General features: G+C 33.4%; 17 protein-coding genes and 5 pseudogenes. 19 read left to right on the forward strand and 3 right to left on the reverse strand.

The genetic code is table 11. The annotated features are described in order from the left end of the window. Positions 1–10: 10 nt before the first annotated feature. The 11 genes from MKX66_RS03545 (at position 11) to MKX66_RS03595 (ending at position 11,336) form a co-directional block, all read left to right on the forward strand. Positions 11–394 carry a hypothetical protein gene (locus MKX66_RS03545; RefSeq protein ID WP_341085510.1) on the forward strand — a complete coding sequence of 128 codons (384 nt, stop codon included), beginning with the start codon at positions 11–13 and terminating at the stop codon, positions 392–394. A gap of 44 nt (positions 395–438) precedes the next feature. After that, on the forward strand, positions 439–813 hold the full coding sequence (locus MKX66_RS03550) for a Low copy number virion structural protein (RefSeq protein ID WP_341085511.1): 375 nt from the start codon (positions 439–441) through the stop codon (positions 811–813). Between the two features lie 12 nt (positions 814–825). Beyond that, entirely contained in the window at positions 826–1,203 is a 378-nt protein-coding gene (locus MKX66_RS03555) for a Low copy number virion structural protein (protein ID WP_341085512.1), read from the forward strand. A 13-nt stretch (positions 1,204–1,216) separates the two neighbouring features. After that, a complete protein-coding gene (locus MKX66_RS03560; RefSeq protein ID WP_341085514.1) occupies positions 1,217–2,554 on the forward strand; it encodes a hypothetical protein in 1,338 nt (445 codons plus the stop codon). Positions 2,555–2,567: 13 nt separating this feature from the next. Next, positions 2,568–4,295, forward strand: a complete 1,728-nt coding sequence (locus tag MKX66_RS03565) for a hypothetical protein (RefSeq protein WP_341085516.1) — start codon at positions 2,568–2,570, stop codon at positions 4,293–4,295. Positions 4,296–4,318: 23 nt separating this feature from the next. Continuing rightward, positions 4,319–6,541: a hypothetical protein gene (locus MKX66_RS03570; protein WP_341085518.1), complete on the forward strand. Its 2,223-nt coding sequence runs from the start codon at positions 4,319–4,321 to the stop codon at positions 6,539–6,541. 10 nt (positions 6,542–6,551) lie between these two features. Continuing rightward, a complete protein-coding gene (locus MKX66_RS03575; RefSeq protein WP_341085520.1) occupies positions 6,552–8,072 on the forward strand; it encodes a cell adhesion protein in 1,521 nt (506 codons plus the stop codon). 9 nt (positions 8,073–8,081) lie between these two features. Next, complete coding sequence (locus MKX66_RS03580; RefSeq protein ID WP_341085522.1) at positions 8,082–8,465, forward strand: hypothetical protein; 384 nt, start codon at positions 8,082–8,084, stop codon at positions 8,463–8,465. Between the two features lie 14 nt (positions 8,466–8,479). Further along, positions 8,480–9,403, forward strand: coding sequence for a hypothetical protein (locus MKX66_RS03585; protein WP_341085524.1), 924 nt, complete (start codon positions 8,480–8,482; stop codon positions 9,401–9,403). 317 nt (positions 9,404–9,720) lie between these two features. Then, a complete protein-coding gene (locus MKX66_RS03590; RefSeq protein ID WP_098912111.1) occupies positions 9,721–10,209 on the forward strand; it encodes a phage holin family protein in 489 nt (162 codons plus the stop codon). Positions 10,210–10,301: 92 nt separating this feature from the next. Beyond that, positions 10,302–11,336 (forward strand): N-acetylmuramoyl-L-alanine amidase, encoded by a 1,035-nt coding sequence (locus MKX66_RS03595; protein WP_341085526.1) that lies wholly within the window; start codon positions 10,302–10,304, stop codon positions 11,334–11,336. 58 nt (positions 11,337–11,394) lie between these two features. Here the strand turns inward: MKX66_RS03595 and MKX66_RS30795 are convergent. Next, positions 11,395–11,493, reverse strand: a pseudogene (locus MKX66_RS30795) (DUF2691 family protein); the annotation flags it as partial. A gap of 77 nt (positions 11,494–11,570) precedes the next feature. After that, positions 11,571–12,692: pseudogene (gene tnpB, locus MKX66_RS03600) on the reverse strand (IS200/IS605 family element RNA-guided endonuclease TnpB). A 186-nt stretch (positions 12,693–12,878) separates the two neighbouring features. Between tnpB and MKX66_RS03605 the strand changes: the two are divergent. Both MKX66_RS03605 and MKX66_RS03610 read left to right on the forward strand, forming a co-directional pair. Next, positions 12,879–13,301, forward strand: a pseudogene (locus MKX66_RS03605) (hypothetical protein); the annotation flags it as partial. 103 nt (positions 13,302–13,404) lie between these two features. Further along, on the forward strand, positions 13,405–14,922 hold the full coding sequence (locus MKX66_RS03610; RefSeq protein WP_341085529.1) for a hypothetical protein: 1,518 nt from the start codon (positions 13,405–13,407) through the stop codon (positions 14,920–14,922). Between the two features lie 159 nt (positions 14,923–15,081). Here the strand turns inward: MKX66_RS03610 and MKX66_RS03615 are convergent. Then, positions 15,082–15,912 (reverse strand): annotated as a pseudogene (locus MKX66_RS03615) (right-handed parallel beta-helix repeat-containing protein); the annotation flags it as partial. Positions 15,913–16,151: 239 nt separating this feature from the next. Here MKX66_RS03615 and MKX66_RS03620 point away from each other — a divergent pair. From MKX66_RS03620 to MKX66_RS03645, 6 genes and pseudogenes are all read left to right on the forward strand, one after another. Next, positions 16,152–16,961, forward strand: coding sequence for an HNH endonuclease (locus tag MKX66_RS03620; RefSeq protein ID WP_445662211.1), 810 nt, complete (start codon positions 16,152–16,154; stop codon positions 16,959–16,961). 216 nt (positions 16,962–17,177) lie between these two features. Beyond that, positions 17,178–17,333 carry an HNH endonuclease gene (locus MKX66_RS03625; protein ID WP_341085532.1) on the forward strand — a complete coding sequence of 52 codons (156 nt, stop codon included), beginning with the start codon at positions 17,178–17,180 and terminating at the stop codon, positions 17,331–17,333. A gap of 42 nt (positions 17,334–17,375) precedes the next feature. Beyond that, positions 17,376–17,771 (forward strand): (deoxy)nucleoside triphosphate pyrophosphohydrolase, encoded by a 396-nt coding sequence (locus MKX66_RS03630; protein WP_341085534.1) that lies wholly within the window; start codon positions 17,376–17,378, stop codon positions 17,769–17,771. Positions 17,772–18,176: 405 nt separating this feature from the next. Beyond that, positions 18,177–18,903: pseudogene (locus MKX66_RS03635) on the forward strand (IS6 family transposase). Positions 18,904–19,233: 330 nt separating this feature from the next. Next, positions 19,234–19,479, forward strand: a complete 246-nt coding sequence (locus MKX66_RS03640) for a hypothetical protein (RefSeq protein ID WP_215589940.1) — start codon at positions 19,234–19,236, stop codon at positions 19,477–19,479. A 14-nt stretch (positions 19,480–19,493) separates the two neighbouring features. After that, positions 19,494–21,434 carry a hypothetical protein gene (locus MKX66_RS03645; RefSeq protein WP_215589939.1) on the forward strand — a complete coding sequence of 647 codons (1,941 nt, stop codon included), beginning with the start codon at positions 19,494–19,496 and terminating at the stop codon, positions 21,432–21,434. Position 21,435: the final 1 nt, after the last annotated feature.

Here is a 21,435-nt window from a genome sequence, read left to right on the forward strand (position 1 = left end):
GGGTGATTCAATGATAATGCAAAAGAACTTATATGATCCTATTATGTATTTAATGAAAGGGTTAATTGATAGGGAATTTTACAGCGGTGGAAAACCGATTCCTGGTAATGATCCAAATGACGTATTTAAAGAAGGCATGACCGAAGGATATACACTTATTCGTGATGGTGCTCGTTTATCTGAAGTCGATGGAGATAAATATTTACACTATGATTTAGCTTTTAATGCACACAGCATGCTAGAAAAGGTTCTTGTCTCTCATAAAGTAACAGGAAAAGAAATGGAGATACAATTAATATACAATGCACAAAAGCAATTAGAGCGTGTGCAGCCGAGACTTCTTAATAAAGGTAACGGTATACTATCTGATTTAGCAATTCCCGATGTGTCGTAATGATGCACGGGAATTTTTTAATACAAGAAAAAGGGTGATTACTCTTGTTTGAAACAACCTATTTAGCTGGTGGTCGATTAGATCCACCTTTTCATCCAACAAAAACAGAACCATTTATACCTGGTTTTATTATGGATTCTTTTTCGTTCCAAACAAATGAAACTACATATACTTTACCTGCAGATATGGAGCTGTATGCAATAAGTGTAAGTGCATCTATATATGAATTAGATGATAGATGGAGCTTAATCGTGAATGGTAAAACGATTTGTAAAAACATATATACCAAGGATATTCCCGAAGGTATGCACTTCATGGTTTATAAATCTTTAGCAGCAGGAAGTACTGTTCAATTTTCATTTAAAAATCAAGGTATCCTTGATAAAACAGTATGGTTTGAATTGCATTTTTTATCATAAAGGAGGGGTATCATGAGTTTTACTGTCACATATATGGCGGGCGGTAGATTTGACGCTCCTTATTTCCCTACAAAAACGGAACCGTATATAGAAGGTAGAAGAATTGGAATAGATGATTCAATAAAAAAAGATGAATTCTCACTACCATTCGATACAGAGTTAATTGCATTCTCTATAGCTGCATCAAGTTATAGTGATCGTGATTATTGGAATCTATTTATCGATGGGAAACAAATATTTAAAAGTGTTTATGTAAAAGACGTACCAGAAGGATTCAATTTTTCTATTATTAGGCCTATTCCGGCTAACGCCGTTTTAAAGTTCGAATACCACAATATAACCGGCAAATCCAAAGTAGTAAAGCTGAATTATCAACTATTAAGAGATTAGGAGCGTGAAACCTATGGCATATATTGAAAAAATAGTAACAGAAGCAGAATTTCATATGGAGTTAGTAAACACCATGGTTGCAAATGGATGGAAGAAAGTAAGTAGCTTTTATAAAACAATTTATAAAGCTACTAAATCAGAGGAACCTGAACATAAATATTGGGCTGCGAAGCATGTGGTTTTAAAAAATAACGATGGTGGTTTATACGGAATTGTCCAAGCTTGGAAATGGACTACAAAGTCTAAATTAAACATTGATTTTTCTAAGCCAGAGGGAAAAACCGAATTTAAGACATATTTAGAAAACAACCCACAATATAAAGATCGTTCATGCATGTATTTGTATATGATTGAAAAGCTTCCAAGTTATCTAGAGGATAGTGTAATTATTATGGGAGCAGAAGACAATAAAGAATTTCAATCTATTATGGATGTTGAATTGGCTGAGGTGAAAGCTATAGAAAAAACGGGACACTCCAACAACGGACCTTATACATATACCGTTTATGAATATACAGATAAGCCAGATTTAATGATGTCACCTTGGGTTAAATCGACTTTAAGGAATCCTAAATTGCTAAATATAGACGCTGATACAAATTGGTGGCCAGATTCTTTAGTACGTATTACAGGGCAAATTGATAAAGATAGGGTTGTCTTATTAATACAAGCAGATAAAACTCCCGCATTTGAAAATAATACTGTCCCTGTAACTCCGGTATACATGGGACGATTAGAAAGCTATGCAAATGATGACACCATAGCGGATGCTCTTTGGGCTGGAACTGCTTACGATGAAGGTGGAGAAAGCTCTTCTCATAGCTTTAATTTTGAAAGTAAAACGCCATTTAGGGATGTATCGAGCTATATGCCACGCACAAAGCAATACCCTAAATCGCCAGGTAACGGCATTGATAACGTAATTATTAAACGTTCTCGTTTTGGTGCAAGGTACCAAGCGCATTATATTGCATGGAATATACCGAGTAATATTATGCCACCCGATCGAAAAGGTGCTAATGGTGGCCAATATCCTACAGCGTGGCAAAGCCACGATAATGACGAATATAAGTATCAATTCAATCCATCTTTATATAGCGGCAGGGTTCATACTTCTAGGGCTTATATTATACATCCAGATGAAGGGGTGCGTGGTTATATGCCGTATGTTGTACTTCTTTCTCCGCTAGGGTTGTTAAATGGAGATAAATTAAAAGTTAGACAAAATACATGCCCAGATACGCATGATATCTACAGATTCTTTACCGTAGATGCAATTTCGCCAATTACAAAGATGCCAGCTACTGCATATCGTCCTGCAGGGTTAGGTATTTTCGAGAAAACAATATAGGGGATGAATATAAATGTGGTTCGATAAAATTGTAAATTTACAAACCTTTCCTACAGAATTAGAAAAGTTATTTGTAGATCACGGCTGGAAACGTGATCTATTTTTCCGTATCCGGAGAGAAACAAGCAAATTCATTGATGTCCGATTATTTGAATCCACTGGAAGTGATTTGGAGCGTAGAAGATTTGGTTTTGCAGTTGCATACGATACTGCGGATTCAGATTTCGCAGATTCCAGATATGTAGCCACAGAATCACGATTAGGAGATTTTGGAGTGGGAGATGGCAAAAAAACAGACTTCATTATTCCTACTTCTCCAATCATTGCGAGTTCTTTATCCATTTATATAAATAGTATCTATCAAGAAAAAAACACTTATACAGTGGATGGTCGAACCGGATTTATTAAATTTAATACACCAGTAGCAAAAGGAGCTAGAGTGACAGGGGAATATCGTTTAGCTAACGATGCATATGAACCAACGAATGATATTATTTTCTTTACTTACACACGGTACTTTATTGAGAAAGAAGTGAAAATTAGTGATTCAGATGCAGATTTAGGGAATGGTAATGGTACAAAAACAGTCTTTAAATTACCATACCCAGATTTTGATGAAAGCCGTTTTGCAGTATACAAAAACGGAACAATTTTAGATGCAAACAACTATACATTTACAGGCGATACAATTATTTTCAAAATTGCTCCTGCAAGTGCAGACAACATAAAAATTGCAGGTACACGTTTGCTAGAATCTAGTAACGGTAGCGATGTAACAGAAATACTACCCGCTAAGACGCAATTTACCGTACAGAGTACAAATAGTGTCTTGACTGAAATTTTTACATCTATCAATTTTGTGAACGCTTCTCCATACACAGTACTAAGTTTGACACCGGAGCAAAAATTTACAAAGGATTGGAAACGTGATTCTGTTGTTTACATGTACGGTAACGCTCATAAAGATCGTATTGTAATGTTTATGCGAATCGATCCAACACCAAGCCCTGTACGTGCTTTGTTTGTTCCATTGTACATCGGGAGAATGTATACATTTGATAATAAACCGCAAAAGAATTTAATGATTATGGGCGGCTGCCGTTCTGGGGAAGAATTCAACAATTCTACCAAAAAAATCGGTAATGCAAATATGGACTATGGTGAAAACACATCCGGTGGAAATCTTACGCCTGTTTTGTCCCAATCATTAACCGGATCTATGTATCAGCAGCATTACCTTGCGTTTATTACTCATAATGCCGATATCGATAGTGGCCAAGGGAGATTTAACCCTTCTATGTATAGTGGTAAATACCATTTATCACAAATTTATATTGTACACCCTAATGATGGATATGTAGGGAAACTTGACGATGTATATGCTGTACACCCAAAAAATATTCAGCAAGCAGACGAGCTTGAAATTGAAAAAACTGTAACGGATGAAGTGATCGGTAAAGGCGATGGAACTAAAAAGATATTCCATTTAGAGCACAAACCAAAAGGAGATACATTGAATCTATTCATGGATTGTAAGGAAGTTCCTAAAACGGCTTATGACTATAATCCGGATGATAAAACCGTAACTTTTAAGGAATTCCCTGGTGGTGAAATTCTAGCTAATTATCAAATGGCGCAATTATATCGCTACACATTGCCAACAACAGCGGTTTCTCCATTTACAAGTAAGTTTTCGCCTTTCAATCCAATTGGCCTAGCAATCTATAAAGAAGATATTTAAACAAGAAAGGGGGAAGGCAAAAGATGAATGAGAAAAAGTATTCAATTGCTGCCCCTTCTTTATTTATAAATGAAAAGAATCACATAGTTTCTGTTAGTCCAGGTCTATCATATGGAAAGACTTATTGTATTTCAATTTCAATTACTAATCCTTTTGGGAAAAACGAGTATGAGTTTCCTGTAAGTATGCCGCCTAATTCAAGGTTTAAGGCTGTTAAAGAAGATTCTGCTGATGTATTTGCAACAAAAGTAAATAGGATTAAAGGTGTCTTATCTGATGTAATTAACCGGGCTTCCAGGGACATTGAAGTTGAAGCAAGTATGACAAAATTAAACGCTTTTAGTATAGACCGTAACGTTAATATAGATATTTCTAAAATGGAACACTCCGTACAATCAAAATGCTTTGCAATAGATATTACAGATGATGAGACAGCGAAGCAGCGTAGACGTATTTTTGATATGGACCATGCGAAAGAAGAACTTGTAGATAAACCATTTGATACACATGAAATTACAATTGTAAATAAATCTATTATGTCTAGAACTACAGATGAATATGAAATGAATGAAGTCATAGAAGAAGAGCTTCTTCATAAGAAAATTCGTGAGTTTGCTACAGAAGTAGAAGAACTTCCCGAATGGGTAAAAGTAGCTCGTGTATTGTATGGAGAAAAACTCTACGAAAGTATATTAGCAGACCGAAAAGAGAAAGAACTGCAGTCAAGTACGTTTGAGAATGACACGGGTGAGATTGTAATTAAAGAGTTAGCTGCGGTAACAACACATCCTTTAGAAATGGCGGATAGATGTATTCATGAAGTGGCTGCTTCTTATGAAGAATATGATCTATTTAACGATCTGGGACTACCCGTTTATTTACCTGATTATGATCTATTTGCAAGAATCCAAAGAGAATTAAAAGCAGACTATGCAAAATTTGATACTGCAGATAGAAATATTATTCAAGTTGACGGGGGTTCAATATCATTCGAATTAGCTGAAAGAGAACAGATAGAAACAATAGCAGCAGTTGTAATCTATGAAACATCAATGCGAAAAAACTTATCTTTAAAACTAGAAACCTTTGATATAGAAGATGCCAAAAGAATTCAAAATGAAGTGATAGCATCCTCTGTGCTTTATGAACACGCAAATAAAATTCACTCATGTCATGAAAGTGAAATTGAAGATGAGACACAATCAATTCGAGTTACAAATGAATTAATCGGGAATTCTATCGAAGGAATGGAACCGATGGATAATAAGAGCCGTGAACTTGCTATTGATGTAGTTGATACTTCAGGTGATTTTATTTTAACTCGGGATCTTATTGCGGAAAACATTATTGAATTTGATATTGCTACTCGTGAAAAAGAACTAATCCATACCATACTAGACAATGAAACCAATGCTCACAAAGTATTACCAGAAATAATAGCAGAGTCCATTGAATCACGGGAATTTAATAGGAAATCACAAAATATCCATTCATACATTACTACAGATGAATTGAGCATACGAGAAACCAAACAAATTGATGTTATAGAGGGAGAATCCTCTACAGCAGATAGAAGTATTATCGAATTAGAAGCCAAAAATGAAGAGATGGATTTATTTGATGGTATGGGATTACCTGTTTATTTACCTGATTATGATTTATTTGCAAGGGTTCAACGTGAGTTGCAAGCAACGACGGTGTTGTCCGATATAATGGATCGTTCCAAAGTTACTATAACTTCTGAAATCGTTGATACCATTGATATGGAGCGTTGCACACCAAATATTATGACGGATGTGTCCGGAATAATAGATTTTAAAAGACCTGTATTAGAATTAGATTCACAAATCGTTAATGATTATGATGCAGCTGACACACCTGCAAAGCAGTTTTTAATACAAGAACCAGATATATTTGATAGAAATGTAAGTGTAGCAACTGATATAGAAGAATTCGAGCGATTTAAAAGGGGAATTTTCATAGAAAGTTCAGTCGAGGAATTTGAAGCATCGGAAAAAGTTCTTGGAATTAATACTGAAATTACCGAAAGTGAAAGGTTTATTATTAATAAATTCATTGGTACAGAGTGCATACAATTTGATGATTTTCTTGTTAATAATATTTACCCTACTGAAATCATTGAAGTTGATGAAAATAGAAAAGTTCAAAAAGAAAAACCGAAATTATGGTTACGACATAGCCGTTCTTCATGGTGGACAAATTCTCATTGGAAGAAGACAAGATAAGGAGGAAGAAATGGACATAGGAACAAATTTAATTAATCCAGAAAGTGGTTGGATAAGGGAATATTGCCAATACTCTAATGTTGGCAGTTTCTTTAAAGGTGTAAGTCTTACTGGTAATAAAGGATGGTTTTCCGTAGGATCTGATGAGCAAGCAGAGAGTGGAAATGCATTCTATGCAACTGCTGCAGTACCTTCTCCAGAGTTATCTTTCACATTCTTTGGTACAGGTCTTCGAATTATGGCTGGGCACGACACAATTCCACTTAGTGAATATTTAGTTATTAAGATTGACGGTAGTGAAGAGCAATATGTAAGACTTTTTTCTAAAACTCCACAATTTACAGTCGTTTATGAAAACCTAAAATTAGAAAACAAAGAGCATACAGTGACAATAAGAACAAGTACGAGATACAAAGGTGAGTTTTCTTTTTTATATGCTATTGATTATTTTGATCCCGCCCAAATAACAAAAGGAGTTTCTTTATACAAAAAACAAAGCGGAAAAATCTTCATGGATGATTTCGATTCTATAAACCCAGAATGGATTATATCACCTTCGGATTCATTTAGTATTGCTGCAAGAAAAGGCTTTATAAGATTGAATCATACAGCTGATAAAGATGTAATGTTATTAATTGATAAGCCACCAGGAGATATAGCAATACAAGTCATCGCTGATTATACTCCTGATGTTGAAGGGGATAAGGGCGGATTGATTATATATCAAAACGCTGATAATAAGATAGAATTTCTTGAATCTCATTCTATTAATAGTTCTAAAGAACACAGGGAATGGCTTGCTACTTCTACTGGTGAACAATGGAACTTTTACAGCAAGGTAGATGCTACCTTTGATTATGCAGATAGCGATAAATTAGAAGCGACTAAAATCGGTGTTGTATTAAAGAAAGGTGTCGCAGATCCATACAAGCCACTAGATATTGATCGTATCATTATCACGAGTGGCCACAAATTAAAGTTAAGACAACTGTTCCCAAATAACAGAGTAATTTTAAAAGATGAAAATGGCACTACACTATCCATTAATCAAGTGGGCAAATTAAATACCGGTATAGATATAAACCTACCATCTGTAGAATTCCAAGGGACCATTGAAGTTTACGATGAACAAAATAGCCTTATAGCTGAAAAGAAAGCCCTGTTTTATGGCGGTGACATCTATAATATGGGTTCCCCTATAAAAATCATAATGGACTCTCAAGAATTAAACGATACTGATCCAACTGATTTAGGCTATATGATTGAGGGAAAAAGAATTATTAAAATGATTATCCAAAACGAAAATTCTGTATCCGCTCGAAATCTCAAAATATCTATTGAACAGTACATGGAAAAGGTGGGATATACGTGGGCAGATATTTCGTTAGATAAATCAGCTTGGGCAAAACAAATTTCAATAAATACATTACGCGCAAATAGTTTTAGGGAGTTTTGGGTAATGGTAACTAAAGATTCAAACTACATTGGATTTGAACCTATTTTATTTAACATTAAATTGCAACATGATTGAGGTGTTTATATGGGTACTGAAATGAAAATCAATCGTTACAGAGAAACTGTAGGTGGTAGTTCATCACCTGTACTTATTGAAAAATCTGAACAAATAATCGTACAAAACGGACAAACTCAATACCTTTCAATTAATATGGAATTTAATAAATTTGATATTCGAACTATATATGTAACAAACAGCAAGAACGTTGAAGCTATCACTACAATTTTTGATAAGAAAAAGGATGGTCTGCAGATATATAAGAGTCTTCAAGAAAAGAAGACTTATGATATATTGGCCATTCCCTGCGAAGATAAAGATACAACAAGTTCTGCACATTTTTATATTGAAAACAAAGGAAATGAGCCGGCTTTATTCACGTTAATTATTAAAGCTGTAAGTTTAAAATAAGGGAGCGTATTTTCATGGCTGAATATCTTTTCAAGAGATCTACACCATTAAAGAAAAACATATTCGATTTAGTTATTAATGAAATGTTACGAGTGGGTTGGAAACAACTAAATGAAGGGAAAGAAAATGCTAAAGATGTTTATGTTATGTATTCAAATGGTACTGATGGAAAAAAGAATATTTTTATCGAATTAATCCCATATGACGGAAGAAATGCGGAGCTGAATTCTAAAAAAGAAAATTACGATGTACGAACTAGTAATTATTCCGATCCATTTTTTAAATTTTGCACAGGATATAACAATAATACGGGGAGAGGAATATCGCAAGAGAATTCATTTCCCGTTTCCTGGTTTACTGGTAGAAATAGTTATTCAGACACCCGTCCTGGATATGGGACAGAAATCCCGCCAGAAGTCACAATCGAATTATTCTCGTATATAGATAAAGAGCGAATAATTGTATGTGCAAATCGTCCAGGTGGTGCAGATTATTCTAATGCATTAGCTTATTTAGGGGTATTAGATAATTTAATGTTAGAAGAGTTACATGAACCTTACACTAAAGCATTAACTTGGTATTCTAGCGCTTATAATGACATGAGCACCGCTAATGTTGGTATCACTTTTGCGGAACCTAAAAACGCAATTCTAAATCAATCCGGTACAGCTCATAGGACTAATTGGCTTAACGTATCTTTATCGAAAAATCCAAATGTAGATAATAAATTTATACTGTTACCTTTTTATATTTACCATGATAATTATGGTATTAGAGGAAAACTTGGAGGAATATTTACCACTAGTCAAAATGGAATTGTACATGGGGATGTATTGGAAATCGAAGAGAATGGTAAGATTCAAAAGTATAAATATATTTATGCTAATACAAGAAATTACGGTTCATTACCTGCTCCGTTAGCATTTCGTATAGAATGAGGTGATTGCAATTAGTATTTTTAAAGGTGTAATTTTAGATCTAGATTTACAAACACTTTCAAGAGCAAAAACCTCTAAAAAAGCCTTAGTTATGAATGACTTATTAATAATAGGTACAAGAAAAGCTATACCAAGGAAAGGATACATTCTTACTAATACAATTGTTACAAATGATAATTTGAATAGTGACATAGTGGTTCCACGACAAGAACCATTAGAATATTCCTGGAAGAAAATGAATAAATAATTTTTTACATTCAAGCCTGCCAAAGCGGGCTTTTTTATTTTGCTTTGAAATGTAAAAAGGGGGTGAAAGTTTGGAACGGATTCATGAGCTTGTAAAAACATTAAATGTACTGGATGTTATTAATACCACCCAATTTAAAGTTGCTTCTGTAATTAGTGGGGGATTGGGAACTATATTTAATTTTTTATATGGTAAATCTAATTTAATTTGGATTATCATTTTGGTATGGGTAGTTGTATTAGATTGGATAACTGGTAGTAAGGCTTCAAAATTAGATGGTACGTATTCATCACAATATGGAATTGAGGGCATTGCACGAACTGTGGTGCTCTTTTTATTACCTTCTTTAGCGCATTTATTTGATATTGCATTTAAACTACCAGAGTTTTTCTATTTTATGGTAACGGGTGGTTTAATTTATCATATTTTTAATAGCTTTACAGCCAATTGTGTGCGGATTGGCTGGGATAGATGGATTCCTACTTGGTTGTTAGAAAGTGTATCTTCTGAAATTGAAGCGAAAATTAGAAGATCAAAATCTAGAAAAGAAAAAAATTAAATAAAGACAAATATAAAAAGTGATAGCAAAAGGAGCAGTCTCAATTGAGGTGCTCTTTTTGTTTATGCAAATATTAAAGGGGAAAATACGAAATGAAAAAATGTAGCGCGTTATTTATCATGTGTATTATTTTATTTTCTTCTTCCGCAAGTGCTTTTGCAGATAGAGAAATGATTATTCTAGATTTACCTAAGCAAGGATATAGATATGGTGTGGGTGCATATGAGGGAGTAGTAGCACATTCCACAGCGACACCAGAAGCACCTGCTATCAATATTAGAAATTATGAAGCTAGAACATGGAGAAATGCATTCGTTCATTATGCAACGGATTGGGATGAAACAATTCAAATCGCTTCTACTAAATATCGTGCATGGGGTGCAGGTCCAGCGGCAAATGCTAGATTTGTACATGTAGAACTTTCTGAGACTAGTGACCCAATTAAATTCAAAAAATCGTATGAAAGATATGTAAAGTTACTTGCGAAAATTTTAAAAGATAGAAATATCCATCCGAGTGTTGGATTATGGACTCATAAAGATATCACATATAAATTAGGCGGTACAGATCATGAGGATCCACAGGGGTATCTTGCTTCACATGGTGTATCAGAAGCTCAATTCCGTTCTGATGTTTTAAAGGCGTATAATGGTCATTCTGTCACTGTGGAAGTAAAACCACAACAACCATCTGAAAGTGTAACGGATATAACAGGAGTAGCTTATATCGAAGGTTTAAATGTAAACCTTCGATCTGGACCATCCACAAGCAATGATGTCATTCGTAAGCTACAAAAGGGTGAATCATATAAAGTCTGGGGTAAAGTAGGAAACTGGTTAAATCTTGGAGGGAATCAGTGGGTTTATAACGATTCATCATACATTCGCTATAAAGAAGAATCTTCATCTGTGGAAGGAAAACGTGTAGTCTCTAAAGTGAATGACTTACGATTCTATTCAAAAGCTTCCTGGGCTGATAGAGATGTTGTAGGAACTGTCGGTGAAGGTTTAGGGTTCACTATCGTTGATAAAGTATCTGTAAATGGTTCACCACAATATAAAGTGAAGAATAGTAGAGGTAATGTGTTCTATATTACAGCTAGTTCTTATTATGTAAATGTGAAGTAGTGAGTAATGGAAAAGAAGGATTTAATAGGAGTATTGAATCCTTCTTTTTAAGATCTAGTTAAAAAGTTCCTGCAGTACGTTCTGTTAAATACTTAGTATCTAAATAACCTAGGTCTTGAACATGTTGATGTAACTTCTGAAGTAAGTGCTTATCTTTGCTTGAACTACCCCCACTTTCACTTCATTTAGAAGTGGGGGATTCCTAAGTAAAGAGTTCTATCGAACTCTAATTGATTAGGCTAACCCCGCAGTCCTTGCGGTTAGAAGCCTTATTGCTTCATTCTTTAGATTGATACTTGCGTTAATATCTCTATCATGGTGTGTACGACAAGAAGGACACTCCCATTTACGTAGGTTTAGATTTTTAACGTCTTTATTTTGATACCCACAACATGAACATAATTGGCTAGAAGCAAATGTTTTCGATACGACAATGACTTGTTTGCCATACCATTTTGCCTTATATTCCAACATGGTTCGAAACTGTGACCATGATACCTCACTAATTGCTTTTGCTAACTTATGATTCTTTAACATATTCGATACTTGCAAATCCTCTATACCAATAACATCGTGGTTTTTGATGATTTCAGTTGAGATTTTATCCAAGTAATCTTTCCTAGCGTTCGTCATGTATTCATGAATTCTAGCTACTTTTACTCGTTGTTCATTCCAGCGAGAAGATCCTTTCATTCTTCTAGAAAGAATACGCTGTGCTTTTGCCAACTTCGCTTCTAATGATTGAAAAAAACTTCGGGTTTTCATAGGTTGTTCCATTTGACAAAATGGCAAAACCTTTTAGTCCCACATCCATTCCGATGTAAGAATTTGTTTTCGGAAGTTCTTGCACTTCTGTTTCAACTAACAATGACACAAAGTATCTGCCAGAAGAGTTCCGTCTAACCGTAGCATTTAAAATACGTCCCTTTACTTCACGACTTTTGGCAAATCGAACAAGACCGGTTTTGGTAATTTCATTTTGTTTCCTACAACGGCAATGTTTTCATTTGTTTGTTTTGTGGTGTAAGATTGTACGTTGTTCTTCTTAGATTTAAAACGCGGGGCACTGTTTTGTTTTTTGAAAAAGCGTGTATAAGCATCCGCGAGGTTGCGAACAGACGACTGAATCGCAATACTATCCACTTCCTTTAGCCAAATAAACTCTTTCTTCATGGCAGGAAGTTTGGCGGAGCATGTACCATATGTCAAACCTTTTCCTGTTTCTTTGTATGCATGATCCCATAGAGATAGGAAGTGATTGAATACAAAACGAGAACAACCAATCGTTTTATTGATTAGGGTCGCTTGTGCCTTATTTGGATAGATACGAAATTTATATGCTTTATTAATCATCATTCCTTTCACCCCCATTTCAATATGCTTCTATTATATAACAAACATACATTCGATATGTAGTGAAGTGACACTTATGTATGTCGAACAATTAAGATGGCTTCCTGCCATCCCTTGTCCGAAGCCAATGCATCTCCCACCTACTCACTTCGCGTTCCTTAAGGAAGGAGTCTTTTTGGCTAAAAAGATAAAATAAAAAAAAAAGCGAATGAGTTAAAAGAAAAATTCAATACATATTATGCTGGAAAAGGGAATAACGATATATTTACGTTTGATCAAATGTATACAGGAGATGCTGTTTTCGATAAAAAGGCTGCAGCAGAAATAGAAAAGAAATATGTTACTGCAGTTTTTAGAAGTAATATCTTTTTGGATGTAAATAATTACGCACATATGGAAAAATTAGCGGAGCTTGCAAAAAGTGTTCAAGAATTTAATAAAACAATTGAAAATAATAAGAGTAGCGTGGAAGATATAACGATTCAGCTGCCAAGTGCTAAGAAGGAATTATTACAAAATATTGTAGTAGATTATGTATTAACGGCTGAAAATGCAAAAAAGACCCTTGAGAGGAAAGAGGATTATATGAAAGCTTTACAGCTTACAAAGTAAAAAACCGATAAGTATATTTTTTATTGGTTAAAGAAATTTGTTAAATGCGGTCCAAGTTATTGTTGAATTTTTCTGGTATATTTAAAATACAGTTAATTTCATTATGAAAATAAAAATGGAGTTTGATATGATGAATTATAAAAGAATGAGAGATGAAATAAGGGAATTAAAAGATATAAATGATGTGTTTAGATTTGCTAAATTACATTATAGAAAATTAACAAGGGAAGATAGGGCTAAAATTTTTAATGAAGTTATACAAGATAGACAAATAAATCTAGAAGAGTTTAAATTTTCTTTAAGGTTATCTGTAGAGCTAAGTTGTATATTTATATTATATAAGACTAACTTTGTGAGGATATTTAGTAAATGTAAATTTAATTTAGCGGAAGAAAAGGAAATATTTATTATTATAGTAGAAAAAATAAGTGAATTAGATTGGTTAAATCAATTAGAAAATAATGAGTTTGGAGAAAATGATTTTAGAAGATACTTAAATTACAAGTATGATTATCCATCTATCGATGTATATAGTTACTTTAGATTATTCAAATATTTTGAGGGGTTATCTGAAGAAATATATGGATTATCAATACATAACAATTTTAATGATTTGCTTATTTTACTAGCATCAACAGAAAATTTATATATTAAAAGTAACATCTTTCAAAAAGAGTTCGGGAATATAAAAAATTTAGAGAAGTTATTTTTAGATGGTAATGAGCTAGAAGAAAGAGCGTTTATTGAGGATAATTTAAGAACGGCATTTAAAGGGAAATTAGGAATAAAATTTTCTGATGGGATGTATGTACCACGAGCGTATCATATATTCGAGAATATATTTAGGGGAATTATAGAAAATGAGAAGTCTAAGGACGAAAAAGGAGATATTTTAGAGGCGTATTCAAAAGATATTATCGGGGAATTTTTTAAAGATATATATCTTACCTCGTATGACAATAAGGGAAATGAACAAGACTTAATAATAGAATTTCAAGATAAAATTTTATTTATAGAATGTAAATCGCAGAATTTTAAAAGTATATTTATAGACGGAAAAGATGCAACTCAAATAAGAGAGAAGCACTTTAAAGAAGTTATTGTAAAAGCTTGTAAGCAGTGTCAAAGAGGAAAAGAGTATTTGTTAAATAATAAGATTGCTATTTATTATAATTCCAATAAGAAAAAAGGAAGAAAAGAAGTATTAGAAGTTAGTAATGCAAATCATAAAAAAATATTTAAGATTGTAGTTGTGTTGGATGAATATTTAGATTTAGCAGAGTTATCTAACAGATATTTAGAAGAAAAGTACAAAGATACATGGGTAGTCAATATTTTTGCATTGCATAAAATATTGTGGGTGTCCAATAGGATCAATGGAATAGATACTTTTTTTGAGTACTTAGAATATAGAACACAAAATAATTTAGGGATAGAATCAATACATTGTGATGAATTAGCACAGTTTGGTTATTGGATTTCTCCTAATTATCATATGTACCCAGAATTAGGTATGAATATTAACATAGTTTTAAATAATAGCTTTACAAGTATATTTGATGAGTATGATTCTTATTTTTTTAAGGAATTAGAGAGGGAGTTAAGGTTAAACACTAAGTAAATATTTACAGTCAAGTAGAATTAAAGGAAATACTAAACTAAAGTATTACAAGTTAATAACAGTTGATTAAAAGAAATTATTGTTGGTTAAATCTTGCCCAGGTGACAGAAAATCACTCTTAAAAAAGAAAACTGATTCGTTATATAAAGACCCCCTTAATTATGAAGGGGGTAATTTGCTAAATATACTATGTAGTTCATCTCCTTCTGGATTCATACTTGCTTGATAAGGCGAAAATCCTTTATACGTTTTTCTTTTCCATTGCCACAAGCTATTATTTTGATCGAATTCCCGATAGTAATGATTGTAATCAAGTTTGTTCCCAGTGCTTTTTTTAAAATTATTCCTAATAAAAATACGGCTATTGCTTGAATAGATGTAATTATTGGTAATTACGTTGTTGCGGGTATCGTAATTTAATTCGAGTTGTCCACTCTCTTGATCTTTTGTGTCATTTTTATAAATAATATTGTTGGTAACTGTGTTATTTTCGGCATAACCTTGCTGACTGTCATATTCACCAATTCCAATCATGATATTATTGGATATGGTATTGTCCCTAACAGTAATTTGGCTTGCGCTTTTTCCTACGTGTTCGCTTGCTACTTCAATACCCAGGTTGTTTTCATAGCTTTGATTTTGCTCAATGATAATTTCCTCCCCACCATCCACGTAAATACCATTAGCTGAATATGCATTATAACTAGTATTAGTAAAAGATGAATTGTGATGAACGATATTGTTACGAATAATTCCACTCCGTGCCTGATCTAAAGCAGCTACTGGAGACACTCCTTCATGTCCAATAAGAACAATACCGATGTTGTTGTTATCATGTACTTTGTTATTGGTAACTTCAAAAGAATCTACATTCCCATTCACAGCAATAGCTTCACTCAGTCCTAATTTCAAATTTGCTACTTCGTTATTGTCTATGACAAGATGATTTGAATTATTTTGTGCATGAGATGAAGTACCATTAAAAGAAATAAGGAATAATTTAGATGTTTCATGTGAAAAAGAGTACTAGGTTTGATAATATTTTATTTGAATATAAACAGTTACTTAAATATTGATAAGATAAGTTTCTAATCTAATATATGGGGAGTAGAAAAATGAATTATTTTCTTGTATTTCAAAATAAAAGTTATAAGGAGGAGAGGGAGGGAGGATTTCTCTGGGCGCCACAAAAAAATAACAAGGGACAATCATTTCATCACTGGACAGATATGAAAATGATAAGAAAAGGTGACATCATTTTTAATAGTTTTAAAGGAAGGCTAGTATCAATTTTGGTTGCAAAAGAAGATTATAAGGTTCATGATAAGCCAATTGGACTGGAACAGACTGAGCTCTGGGAAAAAGAAGGATGGATTGTAAATGTGGAATACCATGATTTGGAGATTCCTATTATATATAAAGATTTCATAGAAAACATATTAAAGCTACAGGGTGAAAAATACGCTCCATTCAATAAGATTGGGCGTGGTAATACTGGTTACCTGTTTAGAGTAACTCTAGAACTTGCTGATTATTTATTAACAATAGTTAAAGAAGAAAATAGGGATACTTGGAACAAGCTATCAAACATAGGGGGTAGTGATGAAGAAACTATTCTGGAAGAAATAGAGAAGGATTTGTCGTATGTATTAGATCAAACTGAAAAAGAACAAGTTATAAAATTTAGAATTGGACAATCCATTTTTAAAAAGAATTTGTTGAAGAATGAAGAGAAATGTAAACTATGTGGAGTCTCTGATAAACGTTTTCTAATAGCAAGTCATATTAAACCTTGGAGCCAATCTAATCATAGGGAAAGGTTAGATATAAACAATGGACTACTACTTTGTCCTAACCATGATGCGTTATTTGATAAAGGTTTTATTAGTTTTGGAGACGACGGGAGAATTTTAATTTCGAACAGTTTAGACGAAACTTTAAAAATCTTCTTGAATATACATGATAAGTTACAGATCCAAATGAATGAAATGCAGCGTCAATATATGAAATGGCATAGAGAGATTGAATTTCAGGATTAAGTGGCTAAAAAATTGTTGGGAGTAATAAGTTAAAACAAATTAAAGGATCGAGCTACAAAGGTAGTATTTCATGGTTATAATAGATGCTTTACAAAATATACAGTATGTATGTAGCTGAGCTGGCCAAAAGACGTGCGCAAGGTATATGGGAGTTATGTATAAATAGCATGCTCCTTTCCAAGATAAAAAGGGAATCCATACTTAGAAGCACATTATGTGAAATGGCTATCAGAGGATGGAGAAGATACGATTTATAATACTGTTGGAGTATGTGCGAATTGTCATCGAAAGCTGCATGTTTTAAATCTACAGGAAGATGTTGTGAAATTAGAGAAAAAGCTGGCGCGATATAAGAAAAAAGACGAGATATAGAGAGTATATGTCTTAAATAAGATGTGAAAGAAGTGATGGTTCATGAAGAAAAAAGTATCGGTTGTTGGTGCGGTCATTTTTAATGAGAAGAATGAAATATTATGTGCATTACGTTCTCCTGCAATGTCATTACCGAACTATTGGGAATTTCCAGGTGGAAAAATTAATGAAGGGGAAATGCCGCAAGAAGCATTGATACGTGAGATCAAAGAAGAACTAGGATGTTTAATTACTGTTGGTGAAAAAATAGAAGAAGTGGATCATGAGTATGAGAATATTATAGTTCATCTTGCTACTTATAAGGCATACATAGAGTCCGGTATACCTAAAGCTCTTGAGCATGCAGAGATTAAGTGGGTTCAAGCTAAAAAATTATTAGAGTTAAAGTGGGCACCAGCGGATATTCCGACTATGAATATTTTGAGCATAGAATTTTAATTTCTGTCTAGATTTAGCTGAGCAGTCAATACTCTCATTTTGTCTTTAAATAAAAGAATATACGCCCTTTAGTAAGGCGGTGTATATTCTTTTATAAGGAATTTTCACAAAAAATAATAGTTAAATTACAATTAGCAAGTTTGGTTAATAATTTTATTTTGAGTTAAGTAATGATCTTAATATTGTAGAATCAGCTTGTAAGATAAACGTTTTTTGAAACTGCCTTTATGTTAACCTTACAAAATCCTTTACGTTACTAATGATGTATTCTTCTGTAATTAAATTATAATTACCAAAACTTAATCAATTGTCCATGATCCTTATTAATAACAATAAATTGAATTTATGTTGATTGGGGAATTTTATATAATTCTTAAATTTACATACTTTAATTTTCATATTAAGATGATTATATACATTTTGAAGGAGAGAAATAAATGGAAGCATTATCAGCCTGAACTCATCTTATTAACAGTAAGGTGGTACCTACGGTACAATTTGAGTTTTCGAAACCTAGTGGAAATGATGGAAGAAAGAGGTGTATCCATTGCTCACACAACGATTATGCGTTAGGTTCATCAATATGGATCTCAATTAGAAGAGAAAGTACGACATCATCTTAAATCAATAAATGATTCGTAGAGAATCGATGAAACCTATATTAAGGTAAAAGGGCAATGGATGTATTTATACCGTGCAGTCGATTCAGAAGGAAACACGATTGATTTTTACTTAAGTAAAAATAGAAATACCCAATCAGCCAAGCGTTTTTTCAAAAAGGCCTTGGCTTTTTCGCATGTGTCCACTCCTCGTGTCATTACTGTAGATAAGAATCCAGCCTATCCAGTAGCAATTGAGGAGTTAAAAGAAGAAAAAAAGATGCCAGAAGGCATCCGGATTAGGCAAGTGGAGTATCTCAATAATATAGTGGAACAGGATCACCGGTTTATTAAAAGGCGAGTTCGCTCTATGTTAGGATTCAAGTCATTTAAAACAGCAATTTCTATATTGAGTGGTGTTGAAGCCATGCATATGATGAAAAAAGGACAACTTGTTTTCCTGGAAAAGTCTGCCCAAGTCCGCCCAAAATCAAAAATAATTTATTCATAAATTGTTTGGTTTAGCTTCATAAGCTAGAAATGTAGAGGGAATTGCTATTGTATGTTTCTAACTAACATTTTTGCACCAGAACCCAAATTCATATTAGTAAAGGCACATAGACTGAGTGATGTGCTATTTTTACGAGCATTATGAAAGTGAAGTTCGAAATGAAATTTATTCTCTCTAGATTTTTAAAATATATAATTTTCATTGACTTTTTTATTGTTATATATTTATTGTTGGGAATTTATCCTTAAAAATAATTCTATTTTATTGAAAATAAAAACTATATATATTACATTTAGTTTATGAAATGAAAATATAGTAAATAAATAATATATTAATAATTTAGGAGGCCAGTATGAGTGTTAAAAATGAAAATGTAAAATTACAAAAGTTCGAGGAGCTTGGGGAGAAACGGATGAATGAAGCCATTAAGAAGATTCGCTTGATTAGTAATTTGGCCAACCGAAATAATTACGACTATACAAATGAGCACGTAAAGGCCATCATTTCGACGTTGGAATCAGAGATCCAGTTGCTCAAAACTAAATTCCGTAAAGAAGAAAATGTGGAAATCGAATTTAAGTTCCGCTCGAAAAAATAAAAGAGGTGTAGTGTATGTCTACAAGCATTGAATTAAAAAAGGATATTCAATTTTCGAAAATTAGTAATATCGAAGAGTGTAACTTTCACCCAGTGCTGCAGCGATTTTATGGGATGGGGGTACGCGGTTTAGTACGTGAAAACTTACAAAATGCGCGCGATGGGAAATTAATAGGAAGTACAGAACCTGTTATTGTTGAAATCCAAACAGGGGTTATCAATAAAAGTGATATTCCGGGAATTCAAGAGATCGAGGAGCATATCTTAAGTCTTGTTGGTCAAAGTGAATACACACAAGAAGTAATCGAACATATGAAAAATTGTTTAAACCAAGAAGAAGTGCGCTATATTTCATTTGAAGATAAAAACACACGTGGTTTATCGGGTGCGCGTAATGGTCAAAGTAATTCATCAAAAGATACATTTGGTGTTTATGCGTATAGTAAAGGTTTCCACGCTACTGAAAGCGATCAAGCGTTAGAAACGGCTCGTGGGGGTTCGCATGGTATTGGGAAGATCGCATCAAACAGTGCATCTGATTTACATTTAATGTATTTTTCGAACTGTGATGAACATGAAAATCAGCATATTGGTGGAACGATTCAGCTAGTAGAGCATGAGCATGACGGTAATTACTATCGAGCAACAGGTTATTTTTCAGATGTAGAAGAGCTGGAAAATGGTCGTACAAAATATGTACCATTTGAAAATACGTACCATTCCATCTTTAAGAAAGATACACGAGGTTTAAAGATTGTGATTCCTTTCTTCCGTGAAGAGTTTGATAAAGAAGTGGAAATTATTAAAACGATTTGTGATAGCTTTGCGATTGCGATTTTAAAGGGTGAGTTAGTAGTAAATGTAAACGGTAAAGACTTGAGCAAAAATACTTTAGAGCAATTTGTGAAAGATGCAAAGTATTATCCAACAGAAGTAGCAAAAATGAAAAAAGAGTTTACGCCACTTTATGTAGATACATATATACATGCAGAGCCACAATCTTTAGTAGTGAGCAATGGTGAACGTGATTTCCATTTCACTTTATACTTTACGTACAATGAAGAAATTCCAAAAGGACGTATGGCTATTTTCCGTACGATTGGGATGAAGATTGAAGATTTTAAAGTTGATGGTCATGCGACAAAGCCATTTAATGCGGTATTAATTGGTGGATTAGAGGAAGATGCTTATTTAAAATCGTTAGAAGATGAATCACATACGACGATTATGAATCCAAAAATTAAAGATCCAAAATTAAAAGCAAAAGCACGTAAATTTACAAAAAATTTAGCGAATGCTTTAGCAAAAATTATTGATGAAAAGATGCGTGAAAATAATCCGACTGATGGTGTGATGGATACGGCAGATGTACTCTACACAGTTGAAACTCAGTTCAAGAAAGAGTTAGAAAAAGCATTAGGAACTGTAGTGATTAATAGTGGAAAAAAAATGATTAAGTCAAAAATTGATGGTCCTTCTACTAAAAAAGGAGAAGAGCAAAAAGGTGGCGGTCGAGGCAGCGGCCGAGGTGGGGGTAAAGGTGGTAGCCAAGGCAGTGGTCAAGGTGACTTAAAACGTAAGAAAGCGAAAAAAGGTGCATCGGGTGAGCTGGACGATTCAAAAGAAACATTTAGCGTGAATCCTAATCTTGTACAGCGTTTAATTTTACAAGATCGAGAAATCCTTCGCTTTGACTTTACAAATCAAAAAGCTTTAAAAAATGTAACATCTTGTGATATTTCATTCCGCGTAATTGACGGGATGGGTGAAGAACACAATCTGATTTTTTCAGAAAATTATGATGCTATTACAGATGTGCATACAAATCAAACCTATCCCTTAAATGGTCATACGTTACAAGGTGTAACGATTAAAAACGACGTTGTATATTTAAATGTTCAACTTAAGCCGACTTATAACCGTGCGTTGAAATTTAATTACTATGTGGAGGTGTAAT

The organism is Bacillus sp. FSL R9-9530 (genome assembly GCF_038008145.1).
GTDB classification, from domain to species: Bacteria; Bacillota; Bacilli; order Bacillales; family Bacillaceae_G; genus Bacillus_A; species Bacillus_A mycoides.